The organism is Streptomyces sp. NPDC033845, assembly GCF_055576225.1.
Genome location: NZ_JBVIRI010000014.1, coordinates 18,088 through 35,482 on the forward strand (window position 1 = coordinate 18,088; position 17,395 = coordinate 35,482).

The following is a 17,395-nucleotide window of genomic DNA, read 5'->3' on the forward strand; positions in this document are numbered from 1 at the left end:
GCACACGCCGACGGCCGGTTCCGGCCCCCGCACCGGGGGCGGGACCGGCCGTCCGGCGTTCCGGCACCCCGCGGGGTCCGGGTTCGGAGCCGGGTGGGCTGGGGCACGGCGCACTACGGGGAGGAGGGCCGGGGGGCGATCTCCACGGCGGCGCAGCGCCAGCGGAGGTCGGTTCCGCGTTCCAGCCGGAAGGCCATGGCGGTGACCCGGTCGCCGACCGCCACCCGGGCGAAGGCCTCGATCACCCCGGGCCGGGGCCGGAATCGGCCGCAGTGCCGCAGGATCGGCCGGTGCCCGTCGTGCGGTGGGCCGGTCCGGGTCAGGTCCACCAGCTGCTGGTAGGCCGGGCCCACGGTGTGCCCCAGCAGGAAGTGGACGGGTCGGCGGCCGCTCAGTACGGCCAGCAGCGCCTCCGCGAACCAGGCGTGCGGTGCGGCCGCGATCCGGCGCGGGTCCATCAGCCGCCGGGGATCGCCGCCGCGGCGCTGACCGGCCGGGCCGCGCGGGTCGCGGCGCCCCACCGGTCCGGTGCGGGCCGGGGCCCGCCGCGCGCCGGCCGCTCCGGGGGTGGTGCCGGGCCTGGTCGTCATGGGGGTCCCCCTGCTCGTTGATCGGATGGAGTGGGGGATGTCTACGGGGCCCGGCGGGCCGGTGCAACGTCCCCGGAGGGTGCCGGAGGGGCCCCGGTAGATTCACCTATCCGTGCAACAGAGGCCCGGTAGCGGGCCCGGAGGGGTCCCGCGGGCCCGCCGCCTTGGTACATCCGGGTGGCCCGCGGAGGAACCGATGGGGGACCGCACAAGAGGTGCGGCGCGGCGCGGGGTGGACGCCGGGGAGGCGCGCGGGCCCCTCCCCGGCCGGTTGTCCACAGGCCGTGGAACCGCTCGGCCCCGGCGGGCGGGGGCGCCGTATTCTGAGGTGGTCTCGACTACGGAAAGCAGCCGGCTATGCGCGTGTACGTCCCCCTCACCCTCCCCGGGCTCGCCGAGGCGCACAAGGCCGGCGAGCTGGGGCCCGCCCCCCTGCGGGCCTATGCCGTCACCCCCGGCCTGCGCGACTGGTACGTCTCGGACGACATCGAGGAGCTGGAGTACGCGGCCCTGGGCCGGGCCGCCGAAGCCTCGCTCAGACTGCTCGCCGAGGACCCTTCGGCCGCCCGCCGCCGGGTGGTCCTCGCCGTGGACGTGGACGAGAAGCGGGTCTCGGCCGCCCCCGGAGCGGCCGAGGAGGACCTGGGGCGGGTGGCCCTGGACGGGGCGGTCCGGCTGAAGGTGGCCGCCGCGGTCCACGTGGACGCGGACGAGGCCGAGCGGGAGGTGGCCGCGGCCGCCGCCGCGCTGCCCGCCGCGGACGCCGGAGACGAGACGGCGCGGGCCGCCGTCGAGGGCGCCGAGGACCACGAGCTGCTCTGGTTCGGCGTGCAGGAGATCCCCGGGCTGGTGCGCTGATGAACGCGCACATCGTCTGGGACTGGAACGGCACCCTGCTGCACGACATCGACGCCGTGATAGCGGCCACCAACGCCTCCTTCGCGGAGTTCGGCTTCGAGCCGATGACCCTGGAGCGCTACCGCGACCTCTACGTGGTGCCGGTGCCGATGTTCTACGAGCGGGTCATGGGGCGGCTGCCCACCGAGCAGGAGTGGGAGATGATGGACGAGACCTTCCACCGGCACTACTGGGCCGTCGCCGAGAGCGCCGGGCTCGCCGCCGGTGCCCGCGAGCTCCTCGCCGACTGGCAGAGGGCGGGTCTCAGCCAGTCCCTGCTGTCCCTCGCGCCCCATGACCGGCTGGTGCCACTCGTCCGGACGCATGGCATCGAAGAGCATTTCGTCCGGGTCGACGGCCGTACGGGCCCCTCGCACACCACCAAGGCCGGACATCTGGTGCGCCATCTGTCGGCCCTCATACCGGACGGGGTGACCGCCGAGCGTACGGTGCTCATCGGAGACGCCCTGGACGATGCGGCGGCCGCCGCCCACGTCGGGGCCCGGGCGGTGCTGTACACGGGCGGTTCGCACAGCCGAGCCAGTCTGGAATCAGCTGGTGTCCCGGTGGTGGACTCCCTGGAGGAAGCCGTCCGTACGGCCCGTGCCATGGCCGAATAGCCACTGGTAGACCCCCGTGCGCACAGCCGTCGCTGTCCAGAGTGTCAAAGTTCCACCCCTGGTTTTGTACACATACAGCTCATGACGGGCCGGGGGTGGGGCGAGATAGCCTTGTACCCGTGATCAGCGCGATAGCCATCGGGGGCACTGTGGCCCCCGGCCTGCGCCCGGCGTACCTCCGTGCCCGGGCCCTCGCTGATTCCCGCCACCGGACGACCCCGAACCCTGTGCCGATCTTGGCTGGTTCCGGTCTGGTGACATGTCGCGACGACATAGCGTCGAGGGCGACAGCCGTTCCCGCGTTCACCGCGATTCCTTCCTTCACCTACGTCACGCAACGGCGCGCGACAGGAGCCATGAGGACATGCAGACCAAGCTGGACGAAGCAAAGGCCGAGCTGCTCGCACGGGCGGCCCGGGTAGCTGAGAACAGCCCGGCCGGGGGGCTACTTCCGACTGGGTCCGAGAAGGGACAGCAGCCCGACCGGGACACCGTGCTGTCCTACCTCCAGCGCTACTACCTGCACACCGCGCCCGAGGACCTCACCGACCGGGATCCGGTCGACGTCTTCGGTGCCGCCCTGTCGCACTACCGGCTCGCCGAGAACCGGCCGCAGGGCACCGCGAACGTGCGCGTCCACACCCCCACCGTGGAGGAGAACGGCTGGACCTCCAGCCACTCCGTCGTCGAGGTCGTCACCGACGACATGCCCTTCCTGGTCGACAGCGTCACCAACGAGCTGTCCCGGCAGGGCCGCGGCATCCACGTGGTCATCCACCCGCAGGTCGTCGTCCGCCGCGACGTCACCGGCAAGCTGATCGAGATCCTCGGCCCGGACTGCGACGCCCACGGCCCCGCGACGGCCCGCCCGCACGACTCCCTGGTCGAGTCCTGGATCCACGTCGAGATCGACCGCGAGACCGACCGCGCCGACCTCAAGCAGATGACGGCCGACCTGCTGCGCGTCCTGTCCGACGTCCGCGAGGCCGTCGAGGACTGGGAGAAGATGCGCGAGGCGGCCCGCCGGATCGCCGACGAGCTCCCGAACGAGCCCACCGCCGGAGACCTGCGCGAGCACGAGCTCGACGAGGCCCGCGAACTGCTGCGCTGGCTCGCCGACGACAACTTCACCTTCCTCGGCTACCGCGAGTACAACCTCGTCGACGGCGACGCCCTGGCGGCCGTCCCCGGCACCGGCCTCGGCATCCTGCGCTCCGACCCGCAGCACACCGGCCAGGAGGACGCACACCCCGTCTCGCCCTCCTTCAACCGGCTGCCCGCCGACGCCCGCGCCAAGGCCCGCGAGCACAAGCTGCTCGTCCTCACCAAGGCCAACAGCCGCGCCACCGTGCACCGCCCCAGCTACCTCGACTACGTCGGCGTGAAGAAGTTCGACGCCGAGGGCAACGTGGTCGGCGAGCGCCGCTTCCTCGGCCTGTTCTCCTCCGCCGCGTACACCGAGTCCGTCCGCCGGGTTCCGGTCATCCGCCGCAAGGTCGCCGAGGTCCTGGAGCTGGCCGGATTCGCGCCCTCCAGCCACGACGGCCGCGACCTCCTCCAGATCCTGGAGACCTACCCGCGCGACGAGCTGTTCCAGACCCCCGTCGACCAGCTCCAGGCCATCGTCACCTCCGTCCTCTACCTCCAGGAACGCCGCCGGCTGCGGCTCTACCTCCGGCAGGACGAATACGGCCGCTACTACTCCGCTCTGGTCTACCTGCCCCGCGACCGCTACACCACCGGGGTCCGGCTCCGCCTGATCGCCATCCTCCAGGAGGAACTCGGCGGCACCAGCGTCGACTTCACCGCCTGGAACACCGAGTCGATCCTCTCCCGCATCCATTTCGTGGTCCGCGTCCCGCAGGGCACCGAACTGCCCGCGCTGACCGACTCCGACGTCGAGCGGATCGAAGGCCGCCTGGTCGACGCCGCCCGCTCCTGGGCCGACGGCTTCCAGGAAGCGCTGATCGCCGAATGCGGCGAGGAGCGCGCCGCCGAGCTGCTCCGCCGCTACGGCACCTCCGTCCCCGAGGGCTACAAGGCCGACCACTCGCCGCGCGCGGCCGTGGCCGACCTGATCCACCTGGAGCGGTTGGCCGCCAGCGACCGCGACTTCGCCCTCTCCCTCTACGAACCGGTCGGCGCCGGCCCCGGCGAACGCCGCTTCAAGATCTACCGGGCCGGCGAGCAGGTCTCCCTGTCCGCCGTCCTCCCGGTCCTCCAGCGCCTGGGCGTCGAGGTCACCGACGAGCGCCCGTACGAGCTCCGCTGCACCGACCGCGCCAACGCCTGGATCTACGACTTCGGTCTCCGCCTCCCGGCCCCCGCCGGCAACGGCGACAGCTACCTCGGCGACGACGCCCGCGAACGCTTCCAGGAGGCCTTCGCGGCCGTCTGGCAGGGCCAGGCCGAGAACGACAACTTCAACACCCTGGTGCTCGGCGCCGGGCTCACCTGGCGGCAGGCCGTCGTCCTGCGCGCGTACGCCAAGTACCTGCGGCAGGCCGGCTCCACCTTCAGCCAGGACTACATGGAGGACACCCTCCGCACCAACGTCCACACCACCCGTCTGCTGGTCTCGCTCTTCGAGGCCCGGATGTCGCCCAGCCGCCAGTCCGCCGGCAGCGAGCTCGTGGACGCCATGCTGGAGGAACTCGACGGGGCCCTCGACCAGGTCGCCTCGCTCGACGAGGACCGCATCCTGCGCGCCTTCCTCACCCTCATCAAGGCCACCCTGCGCACCAACTTCTTCCAGCTCGACTCCCGCGGCGAGCAGCACTCCTACGTGTCGATGAAGTTCGACCCGCAGGCCATCCCGGACCTGCCCGCGCCCCGCCCCGCCTTCGAGATCTGGGTGTACTCCCCGCGCGTCGAGGGCGTCCACCTCCGCTTCGGCAAGGTGGCCCGCGGCGGTCTGCGCTGGTCCGACCGGCGCGAGGACTTCCGTACCGAGATCCTCGGCCTGGTCAAGGCGCAGATGGTGAAGAACACCGTCATCGTGCCGGTGGGCGCCAAGGGCGGCTTCGTCGCGAAGAACCTCCCCGACCCGTCGGTGGACCGCGACGCCTGGCTCGCCGAGGGCATCGCCTCGTACAAGATCTTCATCTCGGCGCTCCTGGACATCACCGACAACCTGGTCGCCGGAGAGGTCGTGCCGCCGCACGAGGTGGTCCGGCACGACGAGGACGACACCTATCTGGTGGTCGCCGCCGACAAGGGCACCGCCACCTTCTCCGACATCGCCAACGGGGTCGCCCAGGCCTACGGCTTCTGGCTCGGCGACGCCTTCGCCTCCGGCGGCTCCGCCGGATACGACCACAAGGGCATGGGCATCACCGCCCGCGGCGCCTGGGAGTCCGTCAAGCGGCACTTCCGCGAGCTCGGCCACGACACCCAGACCCAGGACTTCACCGTGGTCGGCGTCGGCGACATGTCCGGCGACGTCTTCGGCAACGGCATGCTGCTCTCCGAGCACATCCGCCTGGTCGCCGCCTTCGACCACCGGCACATCTTCATCGACCCCACCCCGGACGCGGCCGTCTCCTACGCCGAGCGGCGCCGCCTGTTCGACCTGCCCCGCTCCTCCTGGGCCGACTACGACACCGCCCTGCTGTCCGCGGGCGGCGGCATCCACCCGCGCTCCGCGAAGGCCATCCCGGTCAACGCCCAGATCCGCGAGGCCCTCGGCATCGAGGACGGGGTCACCAAGCTGACCCCCGCCGAGCTGATGCAGGCCATCCTGAAGTCCCCGGTGGACCTGCTCTGGAACGGCGGCATCGGCACCTACGTCAAGGCCACCGCCGAGACCCACGCGGACGTCGGCGACAAGGCCAACGACGCGATCCGGGTCAACGGCGAGGACCTCCGCGTCAAGGTGGTCGGCGAGGGCGGCAACCTCGGCCTGACCCAGCTCGGCCGGATCGAGTTCGCCCACCAGGGCGGCAAGGTCAACACCGACGCCATCGACAACAGCGCCGGCGTGGACACCTCCGACCACGAGGTGAACATCAAGATCCTGCTCAACGCCGTGGTCGCGGACGGGGACATGACGGTCAAGCAGCGCAACAAGCTGCTCGCCGAGATGACCGACGAGGTCGGCCGGCTCGTCCTGCGCAACAACTACGCGCAGAACACCGCCCTCGCCAACGGCATCGCCCAGGCCCCCAGCCTGCTCCACGCCCAGCAGCGGTTCATGCGCCGCCTGGAGCGCGACGGCCGTCTCGACCGCGCCCTGGAGTTCCTGCCCACCGACCGGCAGATCCGCGAACTCCTCGGCAACGGCAAGGGGCTGACCCAGCCGGAACTCGCCGTCCTCTTCGCCTACACCAAGATCACGGTGGCGGACGACCTGATCCACACCGTCCTCCCGGACGACCCCTACCTGCGCCGGCTGCTGTTCGCCTACTTCCCGTCGGCCCTCCGCGAGAAGTTCCCCGAGCAGATCGACGGGCACGCGCTGCGCCGCGAGATCGTCACCACCCTGCTCGTCAACGACACCGTCAACACCGGCGGTTCGACCTTCCTGCACCGCCTCCGCGAGGAGACCGGCGCCTCCCTGGAAGAGATCGTCCGGGCCCAGCTCTCGGCCCGCGAGATCTTCGGCCTGGCCGAGGTCTGGGACGCCGTCGAAGCCCTCGACAACCAGGTCGCGGCCGAGGTCCAGACCCGGATCCGGCTGCACTCCCGCCGCCTGGTCGAGCGCGGCACCCGCTGGCTGCTCAACAACCGCCCGCAGCCGCTGGAGATCACCGAGACCATCGAGTTCTTCAGCGACCGGGTGGCCCAGCTGTGGTCCGAGCTGCCCAAGCTGCTGCGCGGCGCCGACCAGGACTGGTACCGCCTGGTGATGGACGAACTGACCGCCGCCGAGGTCCCGGAGGAGCTGGCGGCGAAGGTCGCCGGGTTCTCCTCGGCCTTCCCGACCCTGGACATCGTCGCCATCGCCGACCGCACCGGGATCGAACCGCTGGGCGTCGCCGAGGTCTACTACGACCTCGCCGACCGGCTGAACATCACCCAGCTGATGGACCGCATCATCGACCTCCCGCGGTCCGACCGCTGGCAGTCGATGGCCCGCGCCTCCATCCGCGAGGACCTGTTCGCCGCGCACGCCGCCCTGACCGCCGACGTGCTGGCGGCCGGGAACGGCGACGCGACCCCCCAGGACCGCTTCGAGGCCTGGGAGGAGAAGAACGCGGCGATCATCGGCCGCGCCCGGACCACCCTGGAGGAGATCCAGGGCTCGGACGACTTCGACCTGGCCAACCTGTCGGTGGCCATGCGCACGATGCGCAGCCTGCTGCGCTCGCACGCGTAGCGGTCCAGCGGAACGGCGTACGCGGTCCGGCCCCCCGGGATCTTCCGGGGGGCCGGACCGCGTTCAGGACCGCGTTCGGTGAGGCAGGGTCAGGGTCAGGGTCAGGGTCAGGAGGGTATGGCCTAGCGGCGGGTGAAGGCCTCGTAGGCCTCGCAGACCTCGTCGGTGGGGCCGTCCATCCGGAGTTCGCCGCGTTCCAGCCAGATCGCCCGGTCGCAGGTCTCCCGGATGGTGCCGATGCCGTGGCTGACCAGGAAGACGGTGCCCGCCTCCTTGCGGAGTTCCTCGATGCGGGCCTGGCTGCGGCGCTGGAAGCGGGCGTCGCCGGTGGCGAGGGCCTCGTCGATCATCAGCACGTCGTGGTTCCTGGCGGCGGCGATGGAGAACCGGAGCCGGGCGCCCATGCCGGAGGAGTAGGTGCGCATGGGGAGGGAGATGAAGTCCCCCTTCTCGTTGATCCCGGAGAAGTCGACGATCTCCGCGTAGCGGTCGCGGATCTGCTGCCGGGTCATGCCCATGGCGAGGCCGCCGAGGATGACGTTCCGTTCGCCGGTCAGATCGTTCATCAGGGCCGCGTTGACGCCCAGCAGGGAGGGCTGGCCATGGGAGTAGATCCGGCCGTCCGCCAGCGGCTGGAGGCCGGCGATGGCCTTGAGCAGGGTGGACTTGCCGGAACCGTTGGAGCCGATCAGACCGATCGCCTCGCCCTTGTACGCGGTGAAGCTGACCCCGCGGACGGCGTGCACCTCGCGGACGGCCGGGCGGTCGGCCGCGCTCCGGCCGCGGCGCAGCATCCGGCCGAGGGCGGCGGTGGCGCTGCCGCGGCCGGCGCCCGCGCCCAGCACCTTGTAGACCACGTGGACGCCGTCGGCGACGACGGTGGGGACCGGGGTGGTGGGGGTGTCAGCCACGGCCGTACGCCTCCTCGGCCTTCCAGAAGTAGAGGAATCCGCCGACCCCGGCGAGCAGGGCCCAGCCGACGGCGATCGGCCAGACGTGCGGCGGGAGGTTGTGGGCGGTGAAGCTGTCGATCAGGGAGAACCGCATCAGGTCGATGTAGACGGCCGCCGGGTTGACCTTGAGGGCCAGCGAGACCCAGGCGGGCAGGTGGTCGTTGCGCAGCATGGCGTCGATGGACCACATCACGCCGGAGGAGTACATCCAGGTGCGCAGCACGAACGGCATCAGCTGGCTGATGTCCGGGACGCGGCTGCCGAGCCGGGCCATGACCAGGGCGCAGCCGGCGCAGAAGACGGCCATCAGCAGCAGGGCGGGGACGGCGAGCAGCCAGCCGGGGCGGGGGGTCTGGCCGAAGGCCAGCAGCAGGATGACCAGGGCGCCCATGGTGACCAGCAGCTGTTGGAAGAGCTGGACCACGGTGGCGATGGGGAGGCTGGCGCGCGGGAAGTGCAGGGCGCGGACCAGGCCGAGGTTGCCGTGGATGGCGCGGGTGCCCGCGTTGACGGAGCTGCCGATGAAGTCCCAGACGAAGACGCCGGTGATCAGGAAGGGGATGTAGTCCGGGACCCCGTGGCTGGCCCGCATGATCACGCCGAAGATGAAGAAGTAGACCAGGGCGTTGAGCAGTGGGGTGGCCAGGTGCCAGATCTGGCCGAGCCGCTGGGTGCTGTACTGCGCGGCCATCTTGGCGGTGGCGAAGGCGGTCACGAAGTGACGGCGGCCCCACAGCTCCCGGACGTACCGCGGGAGGGTGGGGCGGGCCCCGCTGACGGTCAGGCCGTGGGCGGCCGCGAGCTCCGCGGCGGTGGGCGGGCGCCGCGCGGGGGCGGGTGGGGCCGCGGTCGGTGCCGCGGATGGGGCCGGGCTGGTGGTGGTCACGCGGGGTCGCTTTCGCCGGTTCGGTCGTCGGGACGGGTCCGTATCGTCGTTACGGTGAGAGTAGGACCCGGACCGTCGGAACGCAACCGTATCGTCGTGACGCCGGGGTGCCGGCGTGCGCGGCTATGCTCTGTGCATGACCAAGGACCCTGCCGCCACCCCCGCCGCCAGCGCGCCCAGACGGGCCCCGGCCGGGGCCGCCGTCCTCCGGGAGGACGTGACCGAGGCCATCCGCGCGGCGGTGCTGGAGGAACTGGCGACGGTCGGGTTCGCCCGGATGTCCATCGAGGGGATCGCCCGCCGGGCGGGCGTCGGCAAGACCGCCGTCTACCGGCGCTGGAAGTCCAAGCTCCATCTGGTGCTCGACCTGATCGCGGTGTTCGCCGCCGACGGCCTGCCTGCCCCCGCCACCGGCTCCCTCTACGGCGACGTCAGAGCCCTGCTGGAGGTCATGACCCATGTGCTCCGGCACCCGGTCGCCTCCGCCGTGATCCCCGACCTGCTGGTCGAATCCGCCCGGAACCCGGAACTCGCCGAAGCGGTACGGGGGGCCCTGCTGGAAGGGCAGCGGCGACTGGCCGAGGGCATCGTGGCCGAGGCGGTCGCCCGCGGTGAACTCCCCGACGGCGCCGACCCGGAACGCGCCCTCGACCTGGCCATCGGACCGCTCTACTGGCGACAGGTGGTCGTCGGCGAACGGGTCACGGCCGGCTATCTGGACGGCCTGGCGCAGTCGACGGTGGCCGGCTTGCGGGCCGCGCCCTAGAGGACGGTAAAATACGGGGGTTGGCCTCCGAACCACCCGGCACCGGGTGATGTCCGGAGGCTTTTTTCATGCCTTCCGAACCACTTCACCCCACGTCCCCCACCGGTTCCGCGGCCGTCACCGTCGCCGTCACCTCCGACGAGAGGGGCACCCGACCGCCCGGCTACGCGCGCCTGCTGCGCGACCGGGAGTTCGCCGGACTCTGCGCCGGGTTCACCCTGACCGTCGCGGCCGGCACCCTGTCCGGGTTCGCCCTCGGCAGCCTGGTCCAGCACCGCACCGGCTCCCCCTTCCTGACCGCCGTCACCCTGTACGGCGGAACCTTCGCCGCCGTCCTCGGAGCGCTCACCCTGATGTCGGTGGCGGACGGGAAGCGGCCGCGCCGCACCCTGATGACGCTCCAGACCCTCACCCTGGCCGGAGCCGCCGCACAGGCCGTGCCCGGACTCCCGCTGGCCGTCCGGTTCGCCCTGCTGCTCCTCCTGGGCCTCCTCCAGTCCCTGGGCGCGGGCACCCGGATGGGGCTGCTCGCCGAGATCGTCCCGGCCGCCGGATACGCCACCGCCCGCTCCCTGATGAACATCGCCGGCGGAATCACCGGTGTCCTCGGCTACGCGGCCGGCGCCCTGCTGCTGCGGCACCTGAGCCCGTACGGGCTGTTCGCGGTCTCCGCGGCGCTGATCGGGACCGGGCTGGCGGTGGTGGCCGCGACCGTACGGGAACGGTCCGTCCGGCTCACCCGGCGGCCGGGCCTGAGCCGCACCTGGACCGCCAACCGGGAACTCCTCGCCCATCGCGCACAGCGGACCCTGCTGCTGAACCTGTGGGTCCCCAACGGCCTCGTCGTCGGCTGCGAAGCACTGCTCATCTCCTACGACCCCGGCCACGCCGGCAGCTATCTGGCCGCCGCCTCCGCCGGGATGCTCCTCGGCGACCTGCTCGTCGGCCGGCTCCTCGACGCCCGGCAGCGCCGCCGCGCCGCGTTCGGTCTGCGGGTGCTGATGGCGGCGCCGTATCCGCTGCTGGCCCTGCACCCGCCGGTGGCCGCCGCGGCGATCGGGGTGTTCCTCGCGGGAGTCGGCTTCGCGGCGACCCTGCCGTTGCAGGAACGGCTGCTGGAACTGAGCCCGGAGGGGGTGCGGGGGCAGGTGCAGGGAGTGGAATCGGCCGGGCGGATGACCATGCAGGGGGTGGGGGCCGCACTGGCCGGGGCCGTGGCGCAGTGGCTGTCGCCCGGCGCCGCGATCGCGGCCGTGGCCGCGGTCTCCCTGGCCTTCACCCTGGCCACCCGCCGCGCCACCCACCGCCCCTGACTAGGGCCAGCGGGGGGTGGTCAGTTGGGGGAGGGAGTCGGGGCGGCGGGGGCCGGGGGTGGACGGGGGGCAGGGGGTGCGCTCTTCGAGGGGGGTGAAGGGCGGCACCGTGGTGGGGTCGCCGAGGAAGACATGGCGGACCACCCGTTCCGCGGCGCGGCCGTCGTCCAGGGTGCAGAAACGGGCCCGGAACGCCGCACGGAGCTGGGCCGAGCGGGAGCCCTGCCAGTGCCCGGTGGCGAAGATGTCCACCAGCTCGTCCTCGGTGCGGGCGATCGCGCCCGGCGGGAACGCCCGCAGGTCGAAGTAGGTGCCGCGGGCCGCCTCGTAGGCCTCCCAGTCGTCCGCGTGGATCACGATCGGCCGGTCCAGGGAGGCGTAGTCGAACATCAGCGAGGAGTAGTCCGTCACCAGGGCGTCCGAGGCCAGGCAGAGCTCCTCCACCGACGGGTGGCCCGAGACGTCGATCAGCCGGGTGTGCGGATCCCTGGACAACGGGACGTCGCCGTAGGTGAGATGGGCGCGGGCCAGCACCGTGAAGCGGGGGCCGAGGTCACGCAGGACCCGCTCGAAGTCCAGGTGGTCCGGACGGCTGCGCCGGTAGTCGCGGTGCGTGGGCGCGTAGAGGATCACCGTCGAGCCGGCCGGGATGCCCAGCCCCTCGCGGAGCTCCGCCACGTCCGAGGCGGTGGCCCGGTGGAACACGTCGTTGCGCGGATAGCCGTATTCGAGGGTGGTGTAGGAGGCGGGCAGCGCCCTCTCCCACACCAGGGTGGAGTGCCGGTTCGCGGACAGCAGGTAGTCCCACTGGTCGGCGCCCCGCAGCAGCCCCGCGAAGTCCGTGGTCGGGGTGGCCGCCGGACGGTCCTGGAGATCCAGGCCCACCCGCTTCAGCGGGGTCCCGTGCTGGGTCTGGAGCAGCACCTGGCCGCGCCGCTTGACCAGCGACCGGTCGAAGTTGACGTTGCTGACCAGATAGCGGGCGCGGGCCAGCGCCGTCCAGTACGCGGGGGAGCCCGGCCGCAGCGGGACCGTGCCCTCGGGGAGGGAGGAGGCATGGCCGGGCCCGCAGATCCAGGCCGTACGCATCCCCGGAGCCAGCTCCCGCAGCTTCGCCTCGATGGCCGCCGGATTGCAGGCGTAGCCGCCGTGCCAGTAGGCGCTGAATACGGCCAGGTCGGAGCGGAGCGGCAGCAGCCGCTGCACCCGGTATTGCAGCCGGCCGCCGGCCTCCCGCAGGCCCCGGCTGCCGGCCCGCAGCGCCCGGGCCGCCACCAGGGCGGCGGCCCGCAGCCGCGACAGCCCCTGGTACAGGCGCATCACGCCCCACCGCATCAGGGTGTGCCGCAGCCGGTCCACCCGGGACACCGGCAGCACCCCGGCTCCCGGCGACCGGTGCCGGCGCAGCTGCTCGGCCGCCCGGCGGAAGAACTCCGCCCGCGCCTCCCGCGGCAGCCGGACCCGGTCCGAGAACAGCGCGCAGTAGTGCTCGGCCATCCGCCGGTGCACCACCGGCCGCCACCGCTCCAGCTCCGGCCGGCCCGCCAGGAACGCGAACACCCGGTCGTACTGGTCGAAGACGTCCAGGTGCCGGGCCGTGGTCGTGGTCAGGATCGACCCCGAACGCCGCTGCCGGTAGTGCACGCACACCCGGTCCAGCACCGCCAGCGACTCCGCCGCCAGCAGCGCCGGATAGGTCCACGGGGTGTCCTCGTACAGTCCCGTCGGGAACTGGAGGTTCTCCCGCTCCAGGAACTCACGGCGGTACGCCTTGTTCCACACCACCATCAGCATGCCCAGCAGGGCCGGCCGGTCCGCCAGCCGGAAGCTGGCCGGACCCTCCTCCGAGAGCCGGTGCGCGAGCCGGTTGCGGACCGTCTCACCGCTCCAGAAGGCGCGCGCGTAGTCGTACACCAGGACATCCGGGGAGCCGGTCGCCTTCAGCCGGTCGGCGATGGCCTCCAGCGCCCCCGGGACGAGGGTGTCGTCCCCGTCCAGGAACAGCACATAGTCGCCCGTGGCCCGGGCCAGACCGGCGTTGCGGGCCGGACCCAGGCCGAGGTTGTGCGCCAGGTGCACGGCCGTGACCCGGGGATCACGGGCCGCGCACTCGTCGACGATCGACCCGCAGGCGTCCGGGGACGCGTCGTCCACCGCGATCAGTTCCAGATCCGGATACGACTGGGACAGGACCGAATCCAGACTTTCCTGCAGGAACGCCTGGACCTTGTACGCGGGCACGATGACGCTGAACCGGGGCACGGCACATCCAGGGGTCGGCGCGGGCATATTGCCCAGGAACCGGTGTGGCGATCATCGGGTTACGCGAGACGTGGCATTCGGGTTACGGACCGTCAACCCCACGGCCGGTGGGATCCCGGAGCGGTCACTTCACGGCCCCGGCCATCACCCCCGACACGAACTGGCGCTGGAACGCGAAGAACACGACCAGCGGGACGGCCATGGACAGGAACGCCCCGGGCGCGAGCACGTCGATGTTGTTGCCGAACTGGCGGACCTGCTGCTGAAGCGCCACCGTCAGCGGCGGGTTCGAGGAGTCCGCGAAGACCAGGGCGACCAGCATGTCGTTCCACACCCACAGGAACTGGAAGATGCCCAGCGAGGCGATCGCGGGCCCGCCCAGCGGGAGCACCACCCGGGCGAAAAGCCGGAGTTCGCCCGCCCCGTCCAGTCGGGCCGCCTCCAGCAGCTCGCGCGGGATCTCCGCGAAGAAGTTCCGCAGCAGGAACACGGCGAACGGCAGCCCGAAAGCAGTGTGGAAGAGGACCACGCCCGTGGTCGTCTCGAAGAGGCCTATCTCCCCGAAGAGTTCGGAGACCGGGATCAGCGCCACCTGGACCGGCACCACCAACAGGCCCACCACCACCAGGAACAGCCAGTCCCGGCCGGGGAACTCCATCCAGGCGAAGGCGTATCCGGCGAACGCGCCGAGCACCACCACCAACACCGTGGCCGGCACGGTGATCGCCACCGTGCTCAGCAGCGCACTGGTGATGGTGTCGTCCGCCAGCAGGTTCCCGTAGTTCTCCGTGGTCAGCCGGGCCGGCTCGGCGAACACCTGCCACCAGCCCTCCCGGTTCAGGTCCGCAGGGGCCAGGAACGAGGACACCAGCAGCCCCAGCGTGGGCAGCAGCCAGAACACCCCGGTCAGCAGCAGGAACACCCGGACCGCCCCGCCCGACAGCCGGGCCGCCAGCCGGCCCGCCAGGGAGCCCCGCCCCCCGCCCTTCCGGTTCTCGCGCGGCGACGTCATCGGGTGCGCTCCTTCCGGAGGCGACGGATGTTGACCAGCATCACCGGCACCACCAGGAGCAGCAGCAGCACCGCGATGGCGCTGCCCACCCCCGGATCGGCGTCCGTCCCGAAGGAGGTCCGGTACAGCTGGAGGGCCAGCACGTTCGCGTCGTCCTGGACCGAGCCGGGAGCGATCACGAAGACCAGGTCGAAGACCTTCATCACATTGATCACCAGGGTGACCAGCACCACCACCAGCACCGGAGCCAGCACCGGGACCGTGATCCGCCGGAACACCTGCCACTCGTTCGCCCCGTCCACCCGGGCCGCCTCCAGCAGCTCCCGCGGCACCGCCGCCAGCCCCGCCCCGATCAGCACCATCGCGAACCCGGCCCACATCCAGATGTACGCCCCGATGACCGCCGGGGTCACCAGCGAGGGCCCCAGCCAGTCCACCCCCGCGTACGCCTCCCGGAAGTTGGCCGCCGGGAGCCGCAGCAGCGCCCCGTCCGCCTTCGCCGACAGACTGAACGTGCCGTCGGCCCGGGCCCGGGTGGACTCCACCACCTTCCCGTCCCGCACCGCCTCGATCCGCATCCCCGCATAGCCCGACTCGGCCGGATCCACCGCGTTGGTCCGGCCGCCGCCGCCCCGGGTGAAGTCCTGCCAGGCCGTCCCCGTCACCCGCCCCGGCTCCGCCGCCGCCGGCGCCGCGCTCCGGGTGCCCTCGGGAAGGGCCGCCGGAGCCACCCCCACCAGCGGCAGCAGCACCGGCGCCCCCGCCCGCACCGGATCACGGGTGACAAAGGCGCCACCACCCGCCGCCACCAGCGGCGAATCACGGCCCGGCCGGGCCTTCGGGAACGCCGAACTCTCCGCGAAGGTGTCGTGCACCCCCACCCACACGGCGTTCGCCACGCCCCGGTCCGGATCCTGGTCGTACACCAGCCGGAAGATGATCCCCGCCGCCAGCATCGAGATGGCCATCGGCATGAACACCACGATCTTGAACGCGGTGCCCCAGCGGATCCGCTCCGTCAGCACCGCGAACACCAGCCCCAGCGCCGTCGCCGTGGCCGGCGCCAGCACCACCCACACCGCCGTGTTCTCCAGCGCCCCGCGGATCGCGTCGTCCCGCAGGATCTCCCCGTAGTTCCCGAGCCCCACGAAGGAGTCACCGGACCGGTCGAAGAGGCTGCGGTAGAGCGAATACCCGATGGGCTGCACCACCAGCGCGCCGAGCAGCAGCAGGGCGGGCAGCAGGAAGGCCACCGCCACCGTCCGGTGGCGGCGCCGAGCGGTCCCCGGCACCGGAATCAGTTCCCGTACGCCTTGGCCGCCGCGGCCTCCAACCGCGCCTGCGCACCCGCCACGTCGGCCGGGTTCTTCAGGAAGTCCTGCAAGGCCTTCCACTCACCGGCCCCCGGGGTGCCGCCGAAGGAGGCCGGAGCCTGGTCCGACATGTCGAACCGGAAGTCGTCACCCGCCGCGATCAGCGCCTTCGCGATGTCCCGCTGGATGTCGTTCGGATAGGACTCGGGCCGCACCGACCGGTTCGGAGAGATGAACCCGCCCTGCCCGGCATGGATCTCCGCCGCGTCCGCCGAGGCCAGGAACGTCAGCAGGGCCTGCGCCCCCTTCGAGGGCTTCAGCGCCACCGCCACATCACCGCCCGACACCACCGGGGCCTTCGCGCCCACCGCCGGGAACGGGAACACCAGCGCGTCCTCACCGACCTTCGCCTCGGTCTCGGCGATGTTCACCGCCACGAAGTCGCCCTCGAAGACCATCCCGGCGGCCGGCTGGTCACCACCGGTGAACGTCTGCGTCACCGACTTCGGGAACTCGGTGGCCAGCGCCCCCGTCTGCCCGCCCGCCAGATAGTCCTTCCGGCCGAAGAGCTGGCCGAGGGTGGTCAGCGCCTGCCCGACGCTGGGATCCGTCCACTTCAGCTGGTGCTTCGCCAGCTTGTCGTACGCCTCCGGACCGGCCTGCGAGAGATAGACGTTCTCGAACCAGTCGGTCAGGGTCCAGCCGTCCGCACCGCCCACGGACACCGCCGGGACACCGGACGCGGACAGGGTCTCCGCGGTGGCCAGGAACTCCTTCCAGGTCTTCGGGACCTGCGCCCCGGCCGCCTCGAACGCCTTCGCGTTGTACCAGACCAGCGACTTGTTCGCGGCCTTGTAGTACACCCCGTACTGGGTGCCGCCCACCGCGCCCAGGGACTTCCAGCCCGCCGAGTAGTTCTTGTCCAGCTGCGCCCGGGCCTCCGGACCCACCGGCTGCGCCCACTTCCGCTCCACCGCCGCGACCAGCGCCCCGACCTGCGGCAGCAGCGCCACATCCGGCGGCTGGCCGCCCGCCACCTTGGTCCCGAGGAAGTTCACGATCGGATCCTGGGCCGGCACGAAGCTGACCGACGCCCCCGTCCGCTTCTCGAACTCCTTCAGCACCTTGGTGAAGTTGGCCTGCTCGGGCCCCGTCCACACCGCCGCGACCTCAAGCTTCTCCCCGGCCAGGGACGGTAATTGGACCCCGGCCGAGGCGCTGGGCGAACCCTCCGCCCCGGCCGGCGGATCCTTCTCGTCCTTGTCGCCGCCTCCGCAAGCGGTCAGCGCCAGCGCCCCCAACGCGGCCAGCGCCACCCAGGTGTTGGCGGTGTTCGTGCGGTTTCGTTCGCGGCTGCGCATGGTCGTGCCCCCGATGCCCGTGGTGTGTTCCGTGTCACCAGGTCTACGCCGACTCCCAGGGGCCCGCAATACCGCCTACCCGCCCTGTGGATAACCCAGGGGCCA

Annotated in this window: 12 protein-coding genes; 5 read left to right on the plus strand and 7 right to left on the minus strand. The window is 72.0% G+C overall.

What is annotated here, in order from left to right:
• Positions 1-113 precede the first annotated feature (113 nt).
• On the minus strand, positions 114-590 hold the full coding sequence (locus tag ACZ50K_RS26800) for an Rv3235 family protein (protein ID WP_468907602.1): 477 nt from the start codon (positions 588-590) through the stop codon (positions 114-116).
• 357 nt (positions 591-947) lie between these two features.
• Between ACZ50K_RS26800 and ACZ50K_RS26805 the strand changes: the two genes are divergently transcribed.
• The 3 genes from ACZ50K_RS26805 (at position 948) to ACZ50K_RS26815 (ending at position 7,424) form a co-directional block, all read left to right on the plus strand.
• On the plus strand, positions 948-1,448 hold the full coding sequence (locus tag ACZ50K_RS26805; protein ID WP_468907604.1) for a DUF6912 family protein: 501 nt from the start codon (positions 948-950) through the stop codon (positions 1,446-1,448).
• Positions 1,448-2,107, plus strand: a complete 660-nt coding sequence (locus ACZ50K_RS26810) for an HAD family hydrolase (protein WP_468907606.1) — start codon at positions 1,448-1,450, stop codon at positions 2,105-2,107. Before ACZ50K_RS26805 ends, ACZ50K_RS26810 begins: the two co-directional genes overlap by 1 nt.
• Positions 2,108-2,471: 364 nt before the next feature.
• The gene (locus tag ACZ50K_RS26815) at positions 2,472-7,424 is read left to right on the plus strand and encodes an NAD-glutamate dehydrogenase (protein ID WP_468907608.1); all 4,953 of its coding nucleotides are present in this window, start codon (positions 2,472-2,474) and stop codon (positions 7,422-7,424) included.
• A gap of 122 nt (positions 7,425-7,546) precedes the next feature.
• On the opposite strand, the gene ACZ50K_RS26820 is transcribed toward ACZ50K_RS26815, so the two are convergent.
• Both ACZ50K_RS26820 and ACZ50K_RS26825 read right to left on the minus strand, forming a co-directional pair.
• Positions 7,547-8,335 (minus strand): ABC transporter ATP-binding protein, encoded by a 789-nt coding sequence (locus tag ACZ50K_RS26820; RefSeq protein WP_468907609.1) that lies wholly within the window; start codon positions 8,333-8,335, stop codon positions 7,547-7,549.
• Positions 8,328-9,263, minus strand: a complete 936-nt coding sequence (locus ACZ50K_RS26825) for an ABC transporter permease (RefSeq protein ID WP_468907611.1) — start codon at positions 9,261-9,263, stop codon at positions 8,328-8,330. Before ACZ50K_RS26825 ends, ACZ50K_RS26820 begins: the two co-directional genes overlap by 8 nt.
• 136 nt (positions 9,264-9,399) lie before the next feature.
• Here ACZ50K_RS26825 and ACZ50K_RS26830 point away from each other — a divergent pair, with 136 nt between their 5' ends.
• Both ACZ50K_RS26830 and ACZ50K_RS26835 read left to right on the plus strand, forming a co-directional pair.
• On the plus strand, positions 9,400-10,029 hold the full coding sequence (locus tag ACZ50K_RS26830) for a TetR/AcrR family transcriptional regulator (protein WP_468907613.1): 630 nt from the start codon (positions 9,400-9,402) through the stop codon (positions 10,027-10,029).
• A gap of 68 nt (positions 10,030-10,097) precedes the next feature.
• Positions 10,098-11,342 (plus strand): MFS transporter, encoded by a 1,245-nt coding sequence (locus ACZ50K_RS26835; RefSeq protein WP_468907615.1) that lies wholly within the window; start codon positions 10,098-10,100, stop codon positions 11,340-11,342.
• On the opposite strand, the gene ACZ50K_RS26840 is transcribed toward ACZ50K_RS26835, so the two are convergent.
• The 4 genes from ACZ50K_RS26840 to ACZ50K_RS26855 form a co-directional block, all read right to left on the minus strand.
• Positions 11,343-13,604, minus strand: a complete 2,262-nt coding sequence (locus ACZ50K_RS26840; RefSeq protein WP_468907617.1) for a bifunctional glycosyltransferase/CDP-glycerol:glycerophosphate glycerophosphotransferase — start codon at positions 13,602-13,604, stop codon at positions 11,343-11,345.
• A gap of 124 nt (positions 13,605-13,728) precedes the next feature.
• The gene (locus tag ACZ50K_RS26845) at positions 13,729-14,616 is read right to left on the minus strand and encodes a carbohydrate ABC transporter permease (protein ID WP_468907618.1); all 888 of its coding nucleotides are present in this window, start codon (positions 14,614-14,616) and stop codon (positions 13,729-13,731) included.
• Entirely contained in the window at positions 14,613-15,908 is a 1,296-nt protein-coding gene (locus ACZ50K_RS26850; RefSeq protein ID WP_468907620.1) for a carbohydrate ABC transporter permease, read from the minus strand. The genes ACZ50K_RS26845 and ACZ50K_RS26850 overlap by 4 nt, the downstream gene beginning before the upstream one ends.
• A 5-nt stretch (positions 15,909-15,913) precedes the next feature.
• Entirely contained in the window at positions 15,914-17,290 is a 1,377-nt protein-coding gene (locus ACZ50K_RS26855) for an ABC transporter substrate-binding protein (protein ID WP_468907622.1), read from the minus strand.
• Positions 17,291-17,395 lie beyond the last annotated feature (105 nt).